The following is a 15,314-nucleotide window of genomic DNA, read 5'->3' as shown; positions in this document are numbered from 1 at the left end:
CGTCAAGGCTGCGGCGATGAAGGCCTCCCCCGCCCTCCGCCCCAGATCCAGAAAGTCCCGCACCTGCTCGACCGACAGCAGCGGCACCCGTGCCACGGCCGGATAGGCGGCATCATCGAGAAAGCGCGGCTCGGAACCGGCGACGCGGGCCAAGCGGCCCAGGGTTTCCGCGCTGGGAACGCTGCCCCGCGCCGGGTCGCGCAGGAAGCGCGTGATGTTGGTCGGGGTGACCTCGGCCAGCCGCGCCCAGGCCCCGGCGCTCCAGCCCTGGGCCTCCATCACACCGGTCATCCAGCGCAGGATCGCCCGCCGCGTGTCGTCCATACCGCTGTCCTCCCCGCCGAAAGAGCGCCCTTATAAGAGAGAACGTTGGAGGAACGCGCAAGGTTTCTTCGCTTATGTCGCAATTTCGCCGAGGATGCGCTGCGATTTCGCAGTATCGCATCGGACTCCCCTCCCCTCCGGCTGCGCCCTTTCCTCACCCATTGCGACGCGCCGTGCGCGCCGCCATCTGGAGGGCGCGAAACCACATCCGGAGGAACCAATGATCGTCACCAGCACCGACACCGTCGAAGGCCGTCCTGTCACACAATATCTCGGCATGGTCGCGGGCGAGGCGATTCTGGGCGTGAACATGTTCCGCGACCTGTTCTCCGGCATCCGCGACATCGTCGGCGGCCGGGCCGGCGGCTACCAGAACGCGCTGCGCGACGCCCGCGAGGCCGCCTTCGCCGACTTGCAGGACGCGGCGCGGGCGCTGGGTGCCGACGCCATCGTCGGCGTGGACATCGACTACGAGGTTCTGGGCAAGGAGAACGGCATGCTGATGGTCTCGATCAACGGAACCGCCGTCCGGCTGGGCTGAGTTCCCCCAACCGTTTAGGCCGATTGCCCGCCTGGACGGGCAGTCGCACCCTCTTACACTCCCTCCCCGCATCGAGATAGGGACTTGAGAAACGGGAGGGACGACATGCGTTCTCTGGCGAAACGGCTCGGCGGCCTGGCGCTGGCCGCCGGGCTCTTCTGCGCGGCGCCAGTCCTGGCCTTCGAAGGCCTCGTGGAGAAGAAGGTGTTCGAAATGCCGTCCTACACCACGGTGGGCGGCGGCACGATCAAGAACGTCCGCATCGGCTGGGAAAGCTACGGCAAGCTGAACGACGCCAGGGACAACGTCATCCTCATCACCCATTTTTTCAGCGGCAACAGCCACGCCGCCGGGAAGTACAAGATGGAGGACCCGACCCCCGGCTACTGGGATTCCATCATCGGACCGGGCAAGCCGCTGGACACCGACAAGTTCTTCATCGTCAGTTCCGATACGCTGGTGAACCTGTCGCCGAAAGACCCGACCGTCACCACCACTGGCCCGGCCAGCGTCAATCCGGACACCGGCAAGCCCTACGGCATGAGTTTCCCGGTCGTGACCATCCGCGATTTTGTAAACGTTCAGAAGGCATTGCTGGACAGTCTTAATGTAAAGTCTCTGCACGCGGTGATGGGCGGCTCCATGGGGTCGCTCCAGGCGCTGGAATGGGGCGCCACCCATCCGGAGATGGTCAAGCGCGTCGTCGCGGTGATCGGCGGGGCCGAGGCCGATCCCTTCCTGATCGGCTGGCTGAACCTGTGGGCGGCCCCCATCCGCGTCGATCCGAACTGGCAGGGCGGCGATTACTACGGCAAGGCGGAGCCGAAGGCCGGGCTGACCGAGGCCTTGAAGCTGGTGACCCTGCACGCCCGCCACTGGAAATGGGCGGACGCCACCTTCGGCCGCGGCTGGGCGGAGGAAGGCAAGGACCCTGCCGCCAGCATGAACAACCAGTACGCCATCGAAGCGTGGCTGGACAAGGCGGCGGCAGCCCGCGCCGCGGTCAGCGACGCCAACCATTTCCTCTATCTGGTGAAGGCCAACCAGACCTTCCTGGTGGGCGGCGGCGGGGCGCTGGACGAAGGTTTGGCGAAGATCAAGGCACCGGTCCTGCTGATCCCCTCCGCCGACGATTTGGTCTTCCCGCCGGAGCGCGCCATGCATCCGCTGAAGGAACGGCTGGAAAAGCAGGGCGTCGCGGTCACCTACACCGATGCGATCACCACCAGCCTCGGCCATCTCGACGGCATCGCAAACATCGCCAAGGCCGGTGATACCATATCGGCCTTCATGGCGAAGTGACGAACGCAACCGCCCCGCCCGGAGACGACCGCCGGCGGGGCGCTTTTCCGTCTGCTCTCAGGGGCCGACGTAATGCGGCATCAGCTTGGCCTGGTCGCCGACATGGACGTTGCAGCGGCTGTCCTGGCCTTCGAAGAAATACACCTCCCCGGTCTTCCGCTTGTTCTGCGGGTCCGACAGATTCGCCCCACCGGAGAACGCGACGCCGTAGCGCTTGTCCGGCGTCCGCGCCCAGTAGAAGCCGTCCATCTCCTGCCCGAAGGCACCGCGCTGGCACAGGCGCGACAAGGCGGCGTCGTACCGTGTGAGTCCGTCCAGCCCCTTCGGCAGGTTGTAGACCGCTTGGCTGCGCACGTAGCGGGTGCGGGGCGGGATGACCTCCGGGGCAAGGAATGAGCGATTCAAGGCGCGCAGATGGCCGGGATCGGTCCTCTCGACCCGCATCGGGTCCGCAGCCGCAGGCACAGCCAGCAGCACGAGCAACAGCGGAACAGCGGCGATGACCTTCATGGGTGGGGCGTTGAAAGGGTCAAGGACCGTAGGACTGTAGCACGGACTGCCCGCCGGTGAGGAGCGTCCGCCGCCGGAAGAGGCGATGCAAGCTGATGAAACGGTTTCTTTTCAGATGATTGAGAGTGCTCCCTCATCCATCCTGTCAATACGGTCGGACACCCTCATTCTTAACGTTAAGTTTAAAAAACTTCCTTAATAGGCTGTTCTAAAACGGATTTCATATCCGATCTCCCTGGCCGTCCAGATAGCGGGTGATCGTCGCCAGGAAGTCCTTCGGCTGGATCGGCTTGGGCACATGCCCGTCGAACCCGGCACGGGAGAATCGCAGCATGTCCGTGGGTGTGAACAGGTTGGTGACCGCAACCACCAGCGTGCGCGCCAGAGCTTGGTCGGCGCGGATCATCCGCACCAGTTCGACACCGGACAGGCCGGGCATCACCACGTCCATGATCACGAGATCGGGTTTCAACGCGCGCATCAGGTCGAGCACGGCCCGAGGATCGTCCGTCTCCACCACGCGGTGTCCGCCCTCCTCCAGGCAACGGACCAGCAGCTTGCGCATCAGCGCGTTGTCATCGACGACGAGGATGGTCCGCGTCGCAGCCAGCGATTGATCACTCATGGCAGCCGTCCCGCTCGTCACGGCGCTTTGCCAGGGCCGGCGGACGAGGCGTCCGACAACCACCAGGCGTCGAAGGAGATCGAGTAGGGCGGTATGGTTTCGGGGCGCTTCAAGCGGCTCCAATAGGCCACGCGGTAGACGCCGGAGTACCAGTGCGGCACCACGTAATGGTTCCACAGCAGCACCCGGTCGAGCGCCGACACCGCGGCCTTCAGATCCTCCTGGCTGTTGGCGCGGACGATCTCGCCGATCAGATGATCGACCGCCTCGCTGCGCACCCCGGCCATGTTCTGGCTTCCCGGACGGTCGGCGAAGGCCGATCCCCAATAGCCGGTCTGCTCGTTCCCCGGCGACAGGGACTGCGGCCAGACATGGACCACCATGTCGAAATCGAAGTCGCGCGTGCGATTCTCGTACTGGGTGGTGTCCACCGTACGGATGCTGGCGCGGATGCCAAGCCGTTTCAGATTCTCGATGAAGGGCAGCGTCACCCGCTCGAAGGTCGGGCTGTCCAGAAGGATTTCAAAGTCTAGAGGCTTGCCGGTCGCGACGTCGACCCGCACCCCGTTGCGCACGTCGGTCCCCGCCTCGTCGAGCAGCCGCTTGGCCTCCAGCAGGTTGCGGCGCAGCCCGTTCTGGCCCTCCGTGCTGGGCGGGTGGTAGGTCTTCTCGAAGACCTCGGTGGGGATTTTCCCGCGCAGCGGCTCCAGGATCGCCAGCTCGCGGCCCTGCGGCAGGTCTTTGGACTGAAGCGGCGAGTTCTCGAAATAGCTCTCCGTCCGCTTGTAGGCGCCGTAGAACAGGGTCTGGTTCGTCCACTCGAAGTCGAAGGCGTAGGCGATGGCCTGACGCACCTTCGGGTTCGCGAAGACCGGGCGGCGCGTGTTGAACACGAAGCCCTGCATGCCCGCCGGCACCTCGTTGGCGATCTCCTCCTTCACCACCCTGCCGTCGCGCACCGCGTCGAAGTCGTAGCCGGTGGCCCAGGTCTTGGCGACGTTCTCCTGGCGGAAGTCGTACAGCCCGCCGCGGAAGGCCTGCAGGGCGACGCTGGCGTCCCGGTAATACTCGTAGGCCATGCTGCCGAAATTGTTCCGACCGACATTCACCGGAAGGTCCCGGCCCCAGTAGTCGGCGACCCGCTCATAGGTGATGCCGCGGCCCGGATCGAAGGACGCGATGCGGTAGGGACCGCTGCCCAGCGGCGGCTCCAGCGTGGTCGCCTGGAAGTCCTTGCCCTCCCAATAATGCTTCGGCAGCACCGGCAACTGGCCGACGATCATCGGAAGCTCGCGGTTGTCACCCGGCTTGAAGGTGAAGCGGACGCGGCGTTCCCCCTCGGCCTCGACCTTGTCCACGGCGCCGTAATAGCTGCGGTAGAACGGATGGCTCTCCGTCAGGATGGTGAAGGAGAACACCACGTCCTCGGCGGTGACCGGCTTTCCATCGTGCCACCGCGCGCCGGAACGCAGATTGAAGGTTATGGAGGAGCGGTCCTCCGGCATCTCCACGCTTTCGGCGAGCAGGCCGTATTCGGTGAAGGGCTCATCCGCCGACCCGGTCATCAGCGTGTCGTAGATCAGCGCCGCCCCCGCCGCGGGCACCCCGCGCAGCGTGAAGGGATTCAGCGTGTCGAAGGAGCCGATGGCCTGGAGAGTCACCTTGCCGCCCTTCGGGGCGTCCGGGTTGACGTAATCGAAGTGCCGGAAGTCCGGCCCGTATTTCGGCTCGCCGTACAGCGCCATGCCGTGCCTCGGCTGCGCCCCCGCTGGCCCGGCCACGGCGGCGGCGATCAGCCCGATCAACAGTCCAGCGGCCACACGGCGCATGCCCCATCCTCCCATCAATCCCTCCGGAGCATTCGGCCCCGATTCCGCTCTGATAACATGTGGGTGGGGTGAAGCGGTGCGAAAGCCCCTTCCCCGCCCTGCGGCATGGCACCCAGCGATTTGCTCTGGTGTCCCGGCGGGCTTGCCGTCATGGTTTTCGGCAATCCGCGCGGCCAAGCGCGACCAGCATGGAGGGTTCTTCGACCGTGTCCGCCGAATTCACCGTCTACGGCAATTTCAACTCCCAGCCCGCCACCCGTGTCGTCCTATTTCTGTCGATGGCCGGCGTGCCCTACGCCTACCGCCATGTCGACCTGCGAGGCAGCCAGCAGAAGTCTGCGGACTATCTCGCCATCAACCGCTTCGGCCGGGTGCCGACCCTGGTCCACGGCGACCTCAGCATTTCCGAATCGGGCGTCATTCTCACCTATCTTGCGGAGAAGACCGTCCGGTTCGGCGGGCGGGACGAGGCGGAGCGGATCAGGCTGGCGGAGTGGCTGTCCTGGCTGGCCGACGTGCTGCTGCCGGTCCAGCGCGCCCGCGCGGTGCGCAAGTTTCACGGCGACGCGAACGCCCTGCCCTGGATCGACGCCGCGGCGGCCGGCGGACTCGCCCAGTTCGACCGCCATCTGGCGGGGCGCACCTTCATCGAGGGCGAGCGGGTCACCATCGCCGACATCTTCGCCTTCCCGTGGATCGACCTCGTGGAGGAGTCGAACATCGACATCGCCACCTACCCCAACGTCCAGGCGTGGCACGCCCGCATGCTGGCCCAGCCCGGCGCCAAGCGCCAGATGGAACTGATGCCACAGACGGACGTCGGCTGACGACCAAAAGAAAGGGCCCCCACCCGCGGTGCGGATGGGGGCCCCTTTCCAGGTGAAACGTCTTACTTCTTGGTGCCGGCCGACGCCACGAAGCTGTCATAGGGCAGCTCGGCGACGCGGAACCAGAGCTGGGTCTCGTCGAGGAACGGCTTCCAGCTCTCGTAGATGGTCTTGAAGTTCGGGTTGGTCTTCGCCAGCTCGTCGTAATACTCGAAGGCGATCTTGTGAGCCTGCTCCATCAGGTCGCGCGGGTAGGCGCGCAGGAGAGTGCCCTTGGCGACCAGACGCTTCAGAGCCTTGGCGTTCTCCGAATCGTAACGGGCGATCATGTAGGTGTTCGCCTCGGCGCAGGCGGCCGTCAGGATCGACTGGTAGGACTTGGGGAGCTTCTCCCACTCCTGCAGATTGACGTAGAGCGAGACGTTCGGCCCGCCTTCCCACCAGCCCGGGTAGTAGTAGTACTTGGCGACCTGGTGGAAGCCCAGCCGCTCGTCGTCGTAGGGGCCGACGAACTCGGTCGCGTCGATGGTGCCCTTCTCCAGCGCCGGATAGACGTCCGCGCCGGCGATCTGGGTCGGGGTGGCGCCCATCTTCGACATGATCTGGCCGGTGATGCCGGCGATGCGGATCTTCAGGCCCTGGAAGTCCGCCGCGGTCTTGATTTCCTTGCGGTACCAGCCGCCCATCTGGGCGCCGGTGTTGCCCGCCGGGAACTGGATGACGTTGTGGTTCTTCATGAAGGCGCGCATCAGGTCGAGACCGCCAGCCTGGAACCAGGCGGTGGTCTGGCGCGCGTTCGGGCCGAACGGAATGGCCGTGTCGAAGGCGAAGGTCGGGTCCTTGCCGACATAATAATAGCCGCAGGTGTGGCCGCACTGGACCGAACCGTTCTGCACGGCGTCGAGCACCTGGAGGCCGGGCACCAGTTCACCGGCCGGGAAGGCGCGGATCTGGAACTTGCCGTCCGTGCTCTCGGCAACGCGGCGGGCGATCAGTTCCGAAGCGCCGAACAGGATGTCGGTGCTCTTCGGGAAGCTCGACGCCAAGCGCCACTGGATTTCCGGCTGCGACTGCGCAATGGCCGGCGCGGCCACGCCGGCCACCGCCAGCCCCGCACCCGTGGCCGCGGCGCCCGCACCCGCCGACTTCAGAAACGCACGTCTTTTCACGATTCTTCTCCCGTGGACTCCGCCTTCCCTTTTCGTTTCAAGCAGCCCGTCGGACCACTTGTTGCGAGGGAATTTTCACAACTGTAACAAAGCAGCGTTTTCGTTCCGATTCATCGCACAAATGCGCATGACAGGTCTACCCTGGTCCTACGGATTAGGCGACTGCCTCAGCCGCGCCGCCCCAGGAAGGCGGAGAGCGGCGGCAGGACCAGCGTCCGCCCGTCCGCGCTGACCTCGGGAACCGGGGCTCCCGGCGGGCGGGGCGGGTCGATCGCCGCCATTAGTGGCTTGCGTTTCAGCGCGTATTCCGCCGGCTGGTCGGCCAGATTGAAGACCGCCAGCAGTTCCTCGCCGTCCGCTGCCCGTTCGAAGGCCAGGACACTCCCGGCCTCCTCCACCGCCGTGACGCCGCCCTGCGTCAGCGCAGGATGACGGCGGCGCAGGCGCAGCGCGGACCGCCAGACGTCGAGCGGGCTGCCGGGGCGCCGCTCCTGCGCGTCGACCGCCAGGGCATTGTGGGATTCCGCCACCGGCAACCACGTCTCGACCGCGCTGGAGAAACCGGCGTTGGCGGCGCCGGACCGCCAAGGCATCGGCGTGCGGCTGCCGTCGCGCCCCTGGAAGTCAGGCCAATAGGCGATGCCGAAGGGGTCGCGCAGTTCCTCCGGCTCCAGCGTCGCGTTGGGCAGCGCCAGCTCCTCCCCCTGGTAGAGGCAGACGGTGCCGGGCAGCGTGGCGAACAGGGTGGCGAGCAGGGCGTTGAAGCGCTCCGGATCGGTGCCGGGCGGCAGCCAGCGGCTGGCGGCGCGCTCGACGTCGTGATTGGAGAAGCTCCAGCAGATCGCCTCCGGCTGCGGCGTGCCGGTCAGCGCCGCGGCGAAGTTCTGCGCGGTGAAAGGCTGCTTGGCCAGCGACAGGGTATAGGCGGCGTGCAGTCCCTGCGGCCCGCAATAGGCGGCAGTGCGCCGCCCCGCCCCCGGCTGGCTCGACAGCTCGCCCAGCAGCGCCCGGTCGGGATAGCGGTCCACGACGGCGCGCAGCCGGGCCAGCACGGTGTGAATGGCCGGGTGCATCATGTCGTGGAGATGCTGTTGCAGGGCGAACAGCTTGGCCGGCGGCTCCGCCCCGCTCCAGGCCGCCGCCGGGTTTGAGCGGAGCTGCGGGTCGTGGGCGAAGAAGTCCACCGCATCAATGCGGAAGCCGTCCACCCCGCGCTCCAGCCAGAAGGCCGCGGTGTCGCCGAGCGCCTGGAGCACCGCCTCGTCGTGCAGGTTCAGGGCGGGCTGGCTGGACAGGAAATGGTGCAGATAATACTGGCGCCGCCGCGGCTCCCACGTCCAGGCGGGGCCGCCGAACACCGACAGCCAGTTGTTGGGCGGCGTGCCGTCGGGGCGCGGGTCGGCCCAGACGTACCAGTCCGCGAACTCCCCGCCGCGCGACCGGCGGCTGTCGCTGAACCACGGGTGCGCGTCCGAGGTGTGGCCGCAGACCAGATCCAGGATCACCTTCAGCCCGTGGCCGTGCGCCGCCTCGATGATGCGGTCCACCGTCTCCAGCCGGCCCATGCGCGGGTCGACCGCCCGGTGGTCGGTGATGTCGTAGCCGAAGTCCTTCTGCGGCGACGGGTAGAAGGGGCTGATCCACACCCCCTGCACGCCGAGCGACGCCACATGGCCGAGGCCGTCCAGCACGCCGTCCAGATCGCCCCAGCCGTCGCCGTTCCGGTCGAGGAAACTGAGGGGATAGATCTGGTACAGCGCGGCACCGCGCAGCCACGAAGACGCCTGGGACATAAGGACCCTCCACACGAGACTCGTGGAAAGGGTCCCCCCATAGCCCTAACGATCGGTTACCGGGCTGCGATTGGTCACGGCTTGCGACCACCCGGCGGCGTCAGGCGCAGCCAGGGCGCCCAGACCTGCCGCATGGCGTCGCTCCACATCCGCATCGGCGCCGTCCACAGGGCGAGCATCGGGTTGGCGTTGGCAAAGGCCGGGTTGAGCAGCGGGTTGGCCGAGGCCAGCAGCGCAGGCCCCATCATCCCGCGCAGCGCGTCGAAGGAGGGCGTGGCGGTGATCTGAACGGCGATCGTCTCGGCCCCGCGCTCCGGATCGTCCCGGTGCAGGATCTGGATGTCCAGGTTCGGCAGGGCCGCGGTCAGCTTGGTCTCGTCCATCGTCCTCTTCCCTTCGGTGCCGGCGGGCCTCAAGGCCGGGGCCATGGTCGCCGAACGGCGCGCCCGCCGCAACCATGCAACCAAAAGCCGGCGCGGATGTTTCCCCACAAGCAATCGATGGGGATTCCAGAATGGACGGAGTGACGGTCATCGATCCCCGCACCGAGGCGGAGGAGGCCGCGGCCTGCGCCGGGCTGAGCTATGTCTGCGACGACGAGCCGGGCATCCGGCGGCGGCGCGCCGGCAAGGGCTTCTCCTATCTGTGGCCCGACGGCACGCGGGTGACCGAGGAGGACACTCTTCAGCGCATCCGCAAGCTGGCGATCCCGCCGGCCTACCGCGGCGTCTGGATCTGTCCGGACCCGGAGGGCCACCTCCAGGCCACGGGCCGCGACACGCGCGGGCGCAAGCAGTACCGCTACCACCCGCGCTGGACCGAGATGCGCGAGGGCACGAAGTTCGGGCGCATGCTCGATTTCTGCCGCGCCCTGCCGGCCATCCGCCGTCAGGTGGACGGCGACCTCGCCCGCCGCGGCCTGCCGCGCGAGAAGGTTCTGGCCGCCGTGGTGCGGTTGCTGGAGACCACGCTGATCCGCGTCGGCAACGAAAGCTACGCGCGGGAGAACAGCAGCTACGGCCTGACCACCCTGCGCGACGACCACGCCGACATCGAGGGCTCGGAAATCCGTTTCACCTTCAAGGGCAAGTCCGGGAAGGAATGGAACGTCGCCCTGAAGGATCGCCGCCTCGCCCGCGTCGTCCGCGCCTGTCGCGACGTGCCCGGCGACGAGCTGTTCCAGTACATGGACCGCGACGGGCAGCGCCACGCGGTGAGTTCGGGCGACGTGAACGAGTATCTGCGCGCCGCCACCGGACAGGACTTCACCGCCAAGGACTTCCGCACCTGGGCCGGCACCGTCCTGGCCGCCATGGCGCTGCGGGAGTTCGAGAGTTTCGACAGTGCCGCCAAGGCCAAGCGCAACGTCACCCACGCCATCGAGCAGGTGGCCTCCCGCCTCGGCAACACCGCCAGCGTCTGCCGCAAGAGCTACGTCCATCCCGAGATTCTGGACGCCTATCTGGAGGGCAACCTGCTGGACTCGCTGACCCGCGAGGTCGAGACGGAGTTGCGCGAGGAGCTTCCCGAGCTGGAGGCCGAGGAGGCCGCCGTGCTGGCCTTCCTGCGCGGCCGGTTGGAGCGCGAACGCCAATCCCGCGCCAGCGAGAGCCGGCGGCGGCGCGCGGCGTAGGGGCTAGGACTCCGGCTGGTCCGGGGTGGACAGGCCGTCGCCCCAGTCCAGCCGTCGCGCGGCCTTGAAGGCGGCGCCGTCGCGCTTGCCGAGAATCCGCTCCGTTTGGGCGCCGTCCCGACCGCAGAGCTTGAAGCCGATGCGACCGTTCCCGGCGTTCCAGGGCGGCGCGATGATGCGGGCCTCGGGCTTTGCGCCGGGCTGGCGGGAAGCCGCGATGTAGACGAACTTTTCGTCCTCCCAGGGCACCTCCGCCCCCTTGGCCATGCGGTGCAGGCGGGAGCGGGCGACCCGGCGGGAAAAATGGCACCAGTCCGGTGCCGCCAGCGGGCAGGCGGCGCTGTGCACGCAGGGCGCCAGCAGATGGGCGCCGACGGCGACCAGCCTCTGCCGCGCCCGGACGATCCGCGCCCAGCCGGCGGGCGTGCCGGGCTCCACGATCAGCAGCGTCCCGGCTGTGAGCGACCACAGCCGGTCGACCAGCCGGTCGCGCGCCGGCTCCGCCAGTTCGTCCAGAACGTAGGCCAGAGTCACCAGATCGCGCGGCTCCAGATCGGGCAGGTCACCCGTGGCGTCGCCGGCCCGCCAAACGATCCGCGCGGGCACTGCCGCGCCGGACAGCGTTTCGCCGACCGCGCGGATGGCCGGACTGCCCTCGATCAGCAAAGCGTCGTCCAGGCTGGCCCAGCAATCGGACGCCGCCCAGAGAGCGGTTCCTGGCCCGGCCCCCACGTCCAGGGCGGTCACCGGCGCGAAGTCGGGAAGCGCCTCGGCCACCGCCGCCATGCTGGAGCGGACGGCGGCGAAGGTCGCCGGCAGGCGGGTGGCGAGATAGGCCCGCGCCGCCAGATCATCCGACAGGTGGAAACGCCCGTCCCGCACCTCCGCCCGATAGCGTTGGGAAAGGCGATCCGCCGCGCGCTTCAGGTCGGCCAGGGCGATACCGTCGAGCGCGCGATCCACCGCGTGGCGGAGCGAAGGGGGGAGTTCCATGGGTCCGGAGGGGGCAGGCGTGGTCTCGTCCCGCCTGTTAGCACGCCGCCCGCCCCAGGCACACGGACAAAACAGGGCCCCAGGCAAAACAGGGAACCGGCGTTTACGCCCGCACCTGCCGCAGGAAATCGTCCACCGCGCCGTTCAGCGTGCCGGCCAGCTCCGACAGGCGGTCGGCCGCCCCCATCATGGCGTCGGCGGAGCGCCTGGTGTCCACCGCCACACGGCTGACATCGCCGATGTTGGACGACACGTCGGTGTTCATGCACTCCACGATGCGCACGTTGTGGGTGATCTCCGAGGTCGCCTGCCGCTGCTGCTCGACCGCAGCGGCGATGCCGGACACGCTCTCGCCGATGACGGCGATGGTGGAGCCGATGCGGGCAATGGCGTCCACCACCCCCATCGTCGATTGCTGGATGCCATGGACCAGCGTGGCGATCTCCTCCGTCGAGGAGGCGGTCTGGGAGGCGAGCGCCTTCACCTCGGTGGCGACGACGGCGAAACCCTTGCCGGCGTCGCCGGCCCGCGCCGCCTCGATGCTGGCGTTGAGCGCCAAAAGGTTGGTCTGCTGGGCGATGGCGGTGATGATGGCGACCACCTCGCCGATCTTCTGGGCGGAATCCGACAGGCCCTTGGTCAGGCCGTCGGCGCGCCGGGATTCAGCGACGGCGTCCTCCGCCACGCTGCGCGACTGGGCGATCTGCCGCCCGATCCCGTCGATGGAGGCGGAGAGCTGTTCGCTGGCCGAGGCCACGGCGCCGACGTTGCTGGTCGCCGTGCCGGCGGCGTCGGCGGCGGCACGGGTGCGTTGCGCGGTGTCCGACGCCATGCCGGCCACCGCGCGGGCGGAGCCGGTGACCTCCTCCGCCGCCACGGACAGCGACCCGGCCACCGCCTGGACGGTGCGCTCCAGCCCGTCCGCCAGTTTCGCCATCAGGGCGCGGCGTTCCTCCTCGGCGCGGCGCTCCTGGTCGCGGCGCGTCTCCTCCGCCCGCTGGCGGGCGTCCAGCGCCTCGCGGAACGCCTCGACCGCGCCGTGGATGTCGGCGATCTCGCGCAGGGGCGAGGGGCGCAGGGGCACCGCGCCCTCGCCGCGGGTCAACGCCTGGAGCGCCCGGCTGGCGTCGCGCACCGGCTGCATGATGAAGCGGTAGCCCAGCAGCATGTTCACGCCGCCGACCAGACCGATCAGCACGAAGGCCCCCAGCGCGATCAGCGTCAGCCGGTCCAGCACCGCGGTCAGCGCCGCCGCCCCCTCCTGGCTGCGCGCGGTCACCGCGTCGGAGGCGGCGTTCATCCCCTGCACCAGCCCGTCGACCAGCGTCCGGACCTCCTGGTTGTGGGCGTGGGCGTCGGTGGTCAGGCGCAGCGTTTCGGTGCGCTGCGCGAAGGCCTCGTCGAGTGCCGCGAAGGACGCGATGTCGTCGGCGACGCTCTCGAACTCGTCGGCGGACGGCAAATGCCGGCGCAGTTCCATGGCCTTCGCCATGTGCTCGCGGAACTGGCGCAGGTCATTGCCGACGGCCGGCGGGTAGAGCTGGGACGGCAGGCGGGTCAGCAGGAACTTGGCGTCGCGGATCGTCGAGAAGAGCGTGGCGAGCGCCTGCTCGTCCGACGGTTGCGTGGTCGCGCGCATCGCCGCGGACAGGCCGCGGGCGATGTCGCCCGACAGGCTTTCCGCGCGGCTGATGTTGAAGCCGAATTTCTTGTCCAGCGCCTCGACCTTGGCGCCGATGGTCGCGGCCTCGCGGCTGGCCGCGACCGCCTTGGCGACGGTTTGCGCAATCTCCGGCGCGGCGTTGGCGGACATCCGCGCGGCGTGGGCGTCCAGGCCGGACAGCGCTTCAGCCCGCATCGCCTCGTCACCGCTGGCGATCACCGCCTCGCCCAGCTTGGCGAGCCGTTCGGCCTCCAGCGCGATCCGCTGGTTCTCGGCCACCCGCTGCGCCAGTTCGGCGTTGCCGTCGGCGATGCGCGTCGCCTCCATGGCGGTCATGCCGCCGAACACCGCCAGGGCGGCCACCACGACGCCCGCAATCAGGCAATCCACCACAACGACTTGAAAGGTCGAGCGTTTTGCCCGATCACTTGCACCGGATACCATCTCCGCACCTCATCCGCAGCGTTCCCCCGAACTCTTCATTGTTCCGGATGGAGCGCGCAGGGCTCCTCCTCCGGGGCTTTATTGTTTGAGTACCTATATGCTCGGGGATGTGGGGGTGAGGCTATTGTGGAAAACCGAAGACGGCGCCCGACCGTCCGGTGGGCGCCGCCTCTGGTTGTTGCCGATGCTGTGAGACGGAAGCGGACGAGGCCGTTACAGGCCGGCGCCTTCCCCTCCGGCCAGGGCGACGCAGACGCGGTCCCGGCCCTCCAGGCTGCCGCAGCCGCCGCTGCGCTGCGACACGAAGCGGATGACCACCCGCTCGCCCTTGCCGACCGCGTGGGGCGGCAGCATCGCCTCGGCGACCAGGGTTTCCACGGTCCGGGACGGTGTCCGTCCGGAGCGGGCCGCGGTCGACGCATCCCGGTCGGTGGCGGCGACGAATTCCGCGGGTGGACGGGCTTCGCCACGGCCACTCGGCTCCACCACCAGCGGAGCCGGGCGGGGTTCCAGGGCAGCGACGGCGATCGGCGCGAGAGCGGCCGGGGTCTGCGGCACCGGCGCCACCGGTTCCGGCACCACGGCGGCGACGGCGACTGGTTCCGGAACCGCCGGCTTGGCGGCGGGCTTGGCGGCCACCGCCACGGGCGGCGGCGTGGGAGCGCTCGCCGGAACGATGGCGACCTCGATCGCGCTGGCGCCCGCCGCCTGCGACGGCTCGCGCGGCGCGGCGCCGCGCAGGTTCGGCGTCAAGGCCGCGATGTACATCCGGGTTTCCCGCGGCAGCCTCTGCTTGCCCGCGAGGTGCGAGGCGTAGCAGGCCGGGCCGCAATTGTAGGCGGCGAGGAAGCCCGGCGCGCCGAACAGGTCGTACATCTCCCGCAGATAGGCGGTGCCGGCCAGGATGTTGTCACGCGGATCGGACGGATCGGCCCCCAGCCCGTATTGCGTGCGCATCATGTCGTAGGTGCCGGGCATCACCTGCATCAGCCCGATGGCCCCGGCATGGCTGGTGATGGTGCGCCCGTTCACGACGGAGCGCCCGCCGCTCTCGCGCATCATCACGGCCCTGATCCACTTCTCCGGCACGTCGAACCGTTCCGACGCCTCGCGCATGTGGGGGACCCAGCGGCCGAGCGGGTCGTTCGGATCAATCGGGACGACGGCCACCTCCGGGGCCTTGACGGCAAGCTCCGCCGTTTCCGGAGCGTTCGAGGCGCAACCCGCCAAGCCGAGGGCGAGAATCAGGGCGGCACCGGCGGTGCGAGCCGCGGTGAAGTCACGATAAGCCACGAGGAGGGGTCCGTGCTGATTGCACAAAGATCGAAAGCGTTACCCTCTCTTTGCGATGTAATGATGCCCGCTGTCAAGCAACAAGGCGGGTGTAATGTCCTGATTCCACGGCCTTTCCCTTTTTCATAGCCCATTGGAATGGTTTTCAGGCAAATGCTGTTCATCCGTATTGGCCCTTTTTCTGTCCCATTCGACACTGTTGCCGTCTTTGCGGATGCAAGCGAGAGACCCATTCCTGTCACGCCCTAAACTTGCAGGGCCGATCGCCGCAGCTCCCGCAACCGCTTGACTTTTCAAAGATCATTCCATATTGAATGAACGTTCATTTATAGCCGCATGCCGATGCCCGACAGCTCTCCCCTTCCCCC

The 15,314-nt window shown here is 68.2% G+C and carries 13 protein-coding genes and 1 pseudogene; 4 read left to right on the top strand and 10 right to left on the bottom strand.

Annotated elements, in window-relative coordinates; translation table 11 throughout:
• A pseudogene (locus GBZ26_RS17160) lies at positions 1–324 on the bottom strand (XRE family transcriptional regulator); the annotation flags it as partial.
• Between the two features lie 220 nt (positions 325–544).
• Between GBZ26_RS17160 and GBZ26_RS17155 the strand changes: the two are divergent.
• Complete coding sequence (locus GBZ26_RS17155; protein WP_014197078.1) at positions 545–865, top strand: heavy metal-binding domain-containing protein; 321 nt, start codon at positions 545–547, stop codon at positions 863–865.
• A gap of 105 nt (positions 866–970) precedes the next feature.
• Complete coding sequence (locus tag GBZ26_RS17150) at positions 971–2,167, top strand: E22 family MetX-like putative esterase (protein WP_174439869.1); 1,197 nt, start codon at positions 971–973, stop codon at positions 2,165–2,167.
• Positions 2,168–2,224: 57 nt separating this feature from the next.
• Here GBZ26_RS17150 and GBZ26_RS17145 read toward each other — a convergent pair whose 3' ends face one another.
• The 3 genes from GBZ26_RS17145 to GBZ26_RS17135 form a co-directional block, all read right to left on the bottom strand.
• Entirely contained in the window at positions 2,225–2,677 is a 453-nt protein-coding gene (locus GBZ26_RS17145; RefSeq protein ID WP_174439868.1) for a hypothetical protein, read from the bottom strand.
• 220 nt (positions 2,678–2,897) lie between these two features.
• On the bottom strand, positions 2,898–3,302 hold the full coding sequence (locus GBZ26_RS17140) for a response regulator (RefSeq protein WP_174439867.1): 405 nt from the start codon (positions 3,300–3,302) through the stop codon (positions 2,898–2,900).
• Positions 3,303–3,319: 17 nt separating this feature from the next.
• Entirely contained in the window at positions 3,320–5,131 is a 1,812-nt protein-coding gene (locus GBZ26_RS17135) for an extracellular solute-binding protein (RefSeq protein ID WP_174439866.1), read from the bottom strand.
• Between the two features lie 206 nt (positions 5,132–5,337).
• On the opposite strand from GBZ26_RS17135, the gene GBZ26_RS17130 reads away from it, so the two are divergent.
• Positions 5,338–5,958: a glutathione S-transferase family protein gene (locus GBZ26_RS17130; RefSeq protein WP_343207269.1), complete on the top strand. Its 621-nt coding sequence runs from the start codon at positions 5,338–5,340 to the stop codon at positions 5,956–5,958.
• Positions 5,959–6,020: 62 nt separating this feature from the next.
• Here the strand turns inward: GBZ26_RS17130 and GBZ26_RS17125 are convergent, their stop codons facing one another.
• The 3 genes from GBZ26_RS17125 to GBZ26_RS17115 all read right to left on the bottom strand — a co-directional run bounded on the left by GBZ26_RS17125 (position 6,021) and on the right by GBZ26_RS17115 (position 9,303).
• Positions 6,021–7,127 carry a TRAP transporter substrate-binding protein DctP gene (locus GBZ26_RS17125; RefSeq protein WP_174439864.1) on the bottom strand — a complete coding sequence of 369 codons (1,107 nt, stop codon included), beginning with the start codon at positions 7,125–7,127 and terminating at the stop codon, positions 6,021–6,023.
• Positions 7,128–7,294: 167 nt separating this feature from the next.
• Positions 7,295–8,920, bottom strand: a complete 1,626-nt coding sequence (locus GBZ26_RS17120; RefSeq protein ID WP_174439863.1) for an alpha-glucosidase — start codon at positions 8,918–8,920, stop codon at positions 7,295–7,297.
• Between the two features lie 74 nt (positions 8,921–8,994).
• Positions 8,995–9,303, bottom strand: a complete 309-nt coding sequence (locus tag GBZ26_RS17115) for a hypothetical protein (protein ID WP_174439862.1) — start codon at positions 9,301–9,303, stop codon at positions 8,995–8,997.
• Between the two features lie 131 nt (positions 9,304–9,434).
• Here GBZ26_RS17115 and GBZ26_RS17110 point away from each other — a divergent pair, with 131 nt between their 5' ends.
• Entirely contained in the window at positions 9,435–10,553 is a 1,119-nt protein-coding gene (locus GBZ26_RS17110; RefSeq protein WP_174439861.1) for a DNA topoisomerase IB, read from the top strand.
• A 3-nt stretch (positions 10,554–10,556) separates the two neighbouring features.
• On the opposite strand, the gene GBZ26_RS17105 is transcribed toward GBZ26_RS17110, so the two are convergent.
• The 3 genes from GBZ26_RS17105 to GBZ26_RS17095 form a co-directional block, all read right to left on the bottom strand.
• Entirely contained in the window at positions 10,557–11,546 is a 990-nt protein-coding gene (locus tag GBZ26_RS17105; protein ID WP_174439860.1) for a small ribosomal subunit Rsm22 family protein, read from the bottom strand.
• Positions 11,547–11,649: 103 nt separating this feature from the next.
• Positions 11,650–13,599 carry a methyl-accepting chemotaxis protein gene (locus GBZ26_RS17100; RefSeq protein ID WP_343207270.1) on the bottom strand — a complete coding sequence of 650 codons (1,950 nt, stop codon included), beginning with the start codon at positions 13,597–13,599 and terminating at the stop codon, positions 11,650–11,652.
• A 267-nt stretch (positions 13,600–13,866) separates the two neighbouring features.
• Positions 13,867–14,946 (bottom strand): transglycosylase SLT domain-containing protein, encoded by a 1,080-nt coding sequence (locus GBZ26_RS17095; RefSeq protein WP_174439859.1) that lies wholly within the window; start codon positions 14,944–14,946, stop codon positions 13,867–13,869.
• Positions 14,947–15,314 lie beyond the last annotated feature (368 nt).

The organism is Azospirillum formosense (assembly GCF_013340925.1).
In the GTDB taxonomy this organism is placed as follows: domain Bacteria; phylum Pseudomonadota; class Alphaproteobacteria; order Azospirillales; family Azospirillaceae; genus Azospirillum; species Azospirillum formosense.
Note: the sequence above shows the minus strand (reverse complement) of the source record. Positions and strands in the feature narration are given on the sequence as shown.

Excerpts from the sequence above, each read along its gene's own strand:
- GBZ26_RS17155 (WP_014197078.1), top strand. The coding sequence starts at position 545 with ATGATCGTCACCAGCACCGACACCGTCGAAGGCCGTCCTGTCACACAA.
- GBZ26_RS17150 (WP_174439869.1), top strand. The coding sequence starts at position 971 with ATGCGTTCTCTGGCGAAACGGCTCGGCGGCCTGGCGCTGGCCGCCGGG.
- GBZ26_RS17145 (WP_174439868.1), bottom strand. The coding sequence starts at position 2,677 with ATGAAGGTCATCGCCGCTGTTCCGCTGTTGCTCGTGCTGCTGGCTGTG.
- GBZ26_RS17140 (WP_174439867.1), bottom strand. The coding sequence starts at position 3,302 with ATGAGTGATCAATCGCTGGCTGCGACGCGGACCATCCTCGTCGTCGAT.
- GBZ26_RS17135 (WP_174439866.1), bottom strand. The coding sequence starts at position 5,131 with ATGCGCCGTGTGGCCGCTGGACTGTTGATCGGGCTGATCGCCGCCGCC.
- GBZ26_RS17120 (WP_174439863.1), bottom strand. The coding sequence starts at position 8,920 with ATGTCCCAGGCGTCTTCGTGGCTGCGCGGTGCCGCGCTGTACCAGATC.
- GBZ26_RS17115 (WP_174439862.1), bottom strand. The coding sequence starts at position 9,303 with ATGGACGAGACCAAGCTGACCGCGGCCCTGCCGAACCTGGACATCCAG.
- GBZ26_RS17110 (WP_174439861.1), top strand. The coding sequence starts at position 9,435 with ATGGACGGAGTGACGGTCATCGATCCCCGCACCGAGGCGGAGGAGGCC.
- GBZ26_RS17105 (WP_174439860.1), bottom strand. The coding sequence starts at position 11,546 with ATGGAACTCCCCCCTTCGCTCCGCCACGCGGTGGATCGCGCGCTCGAC.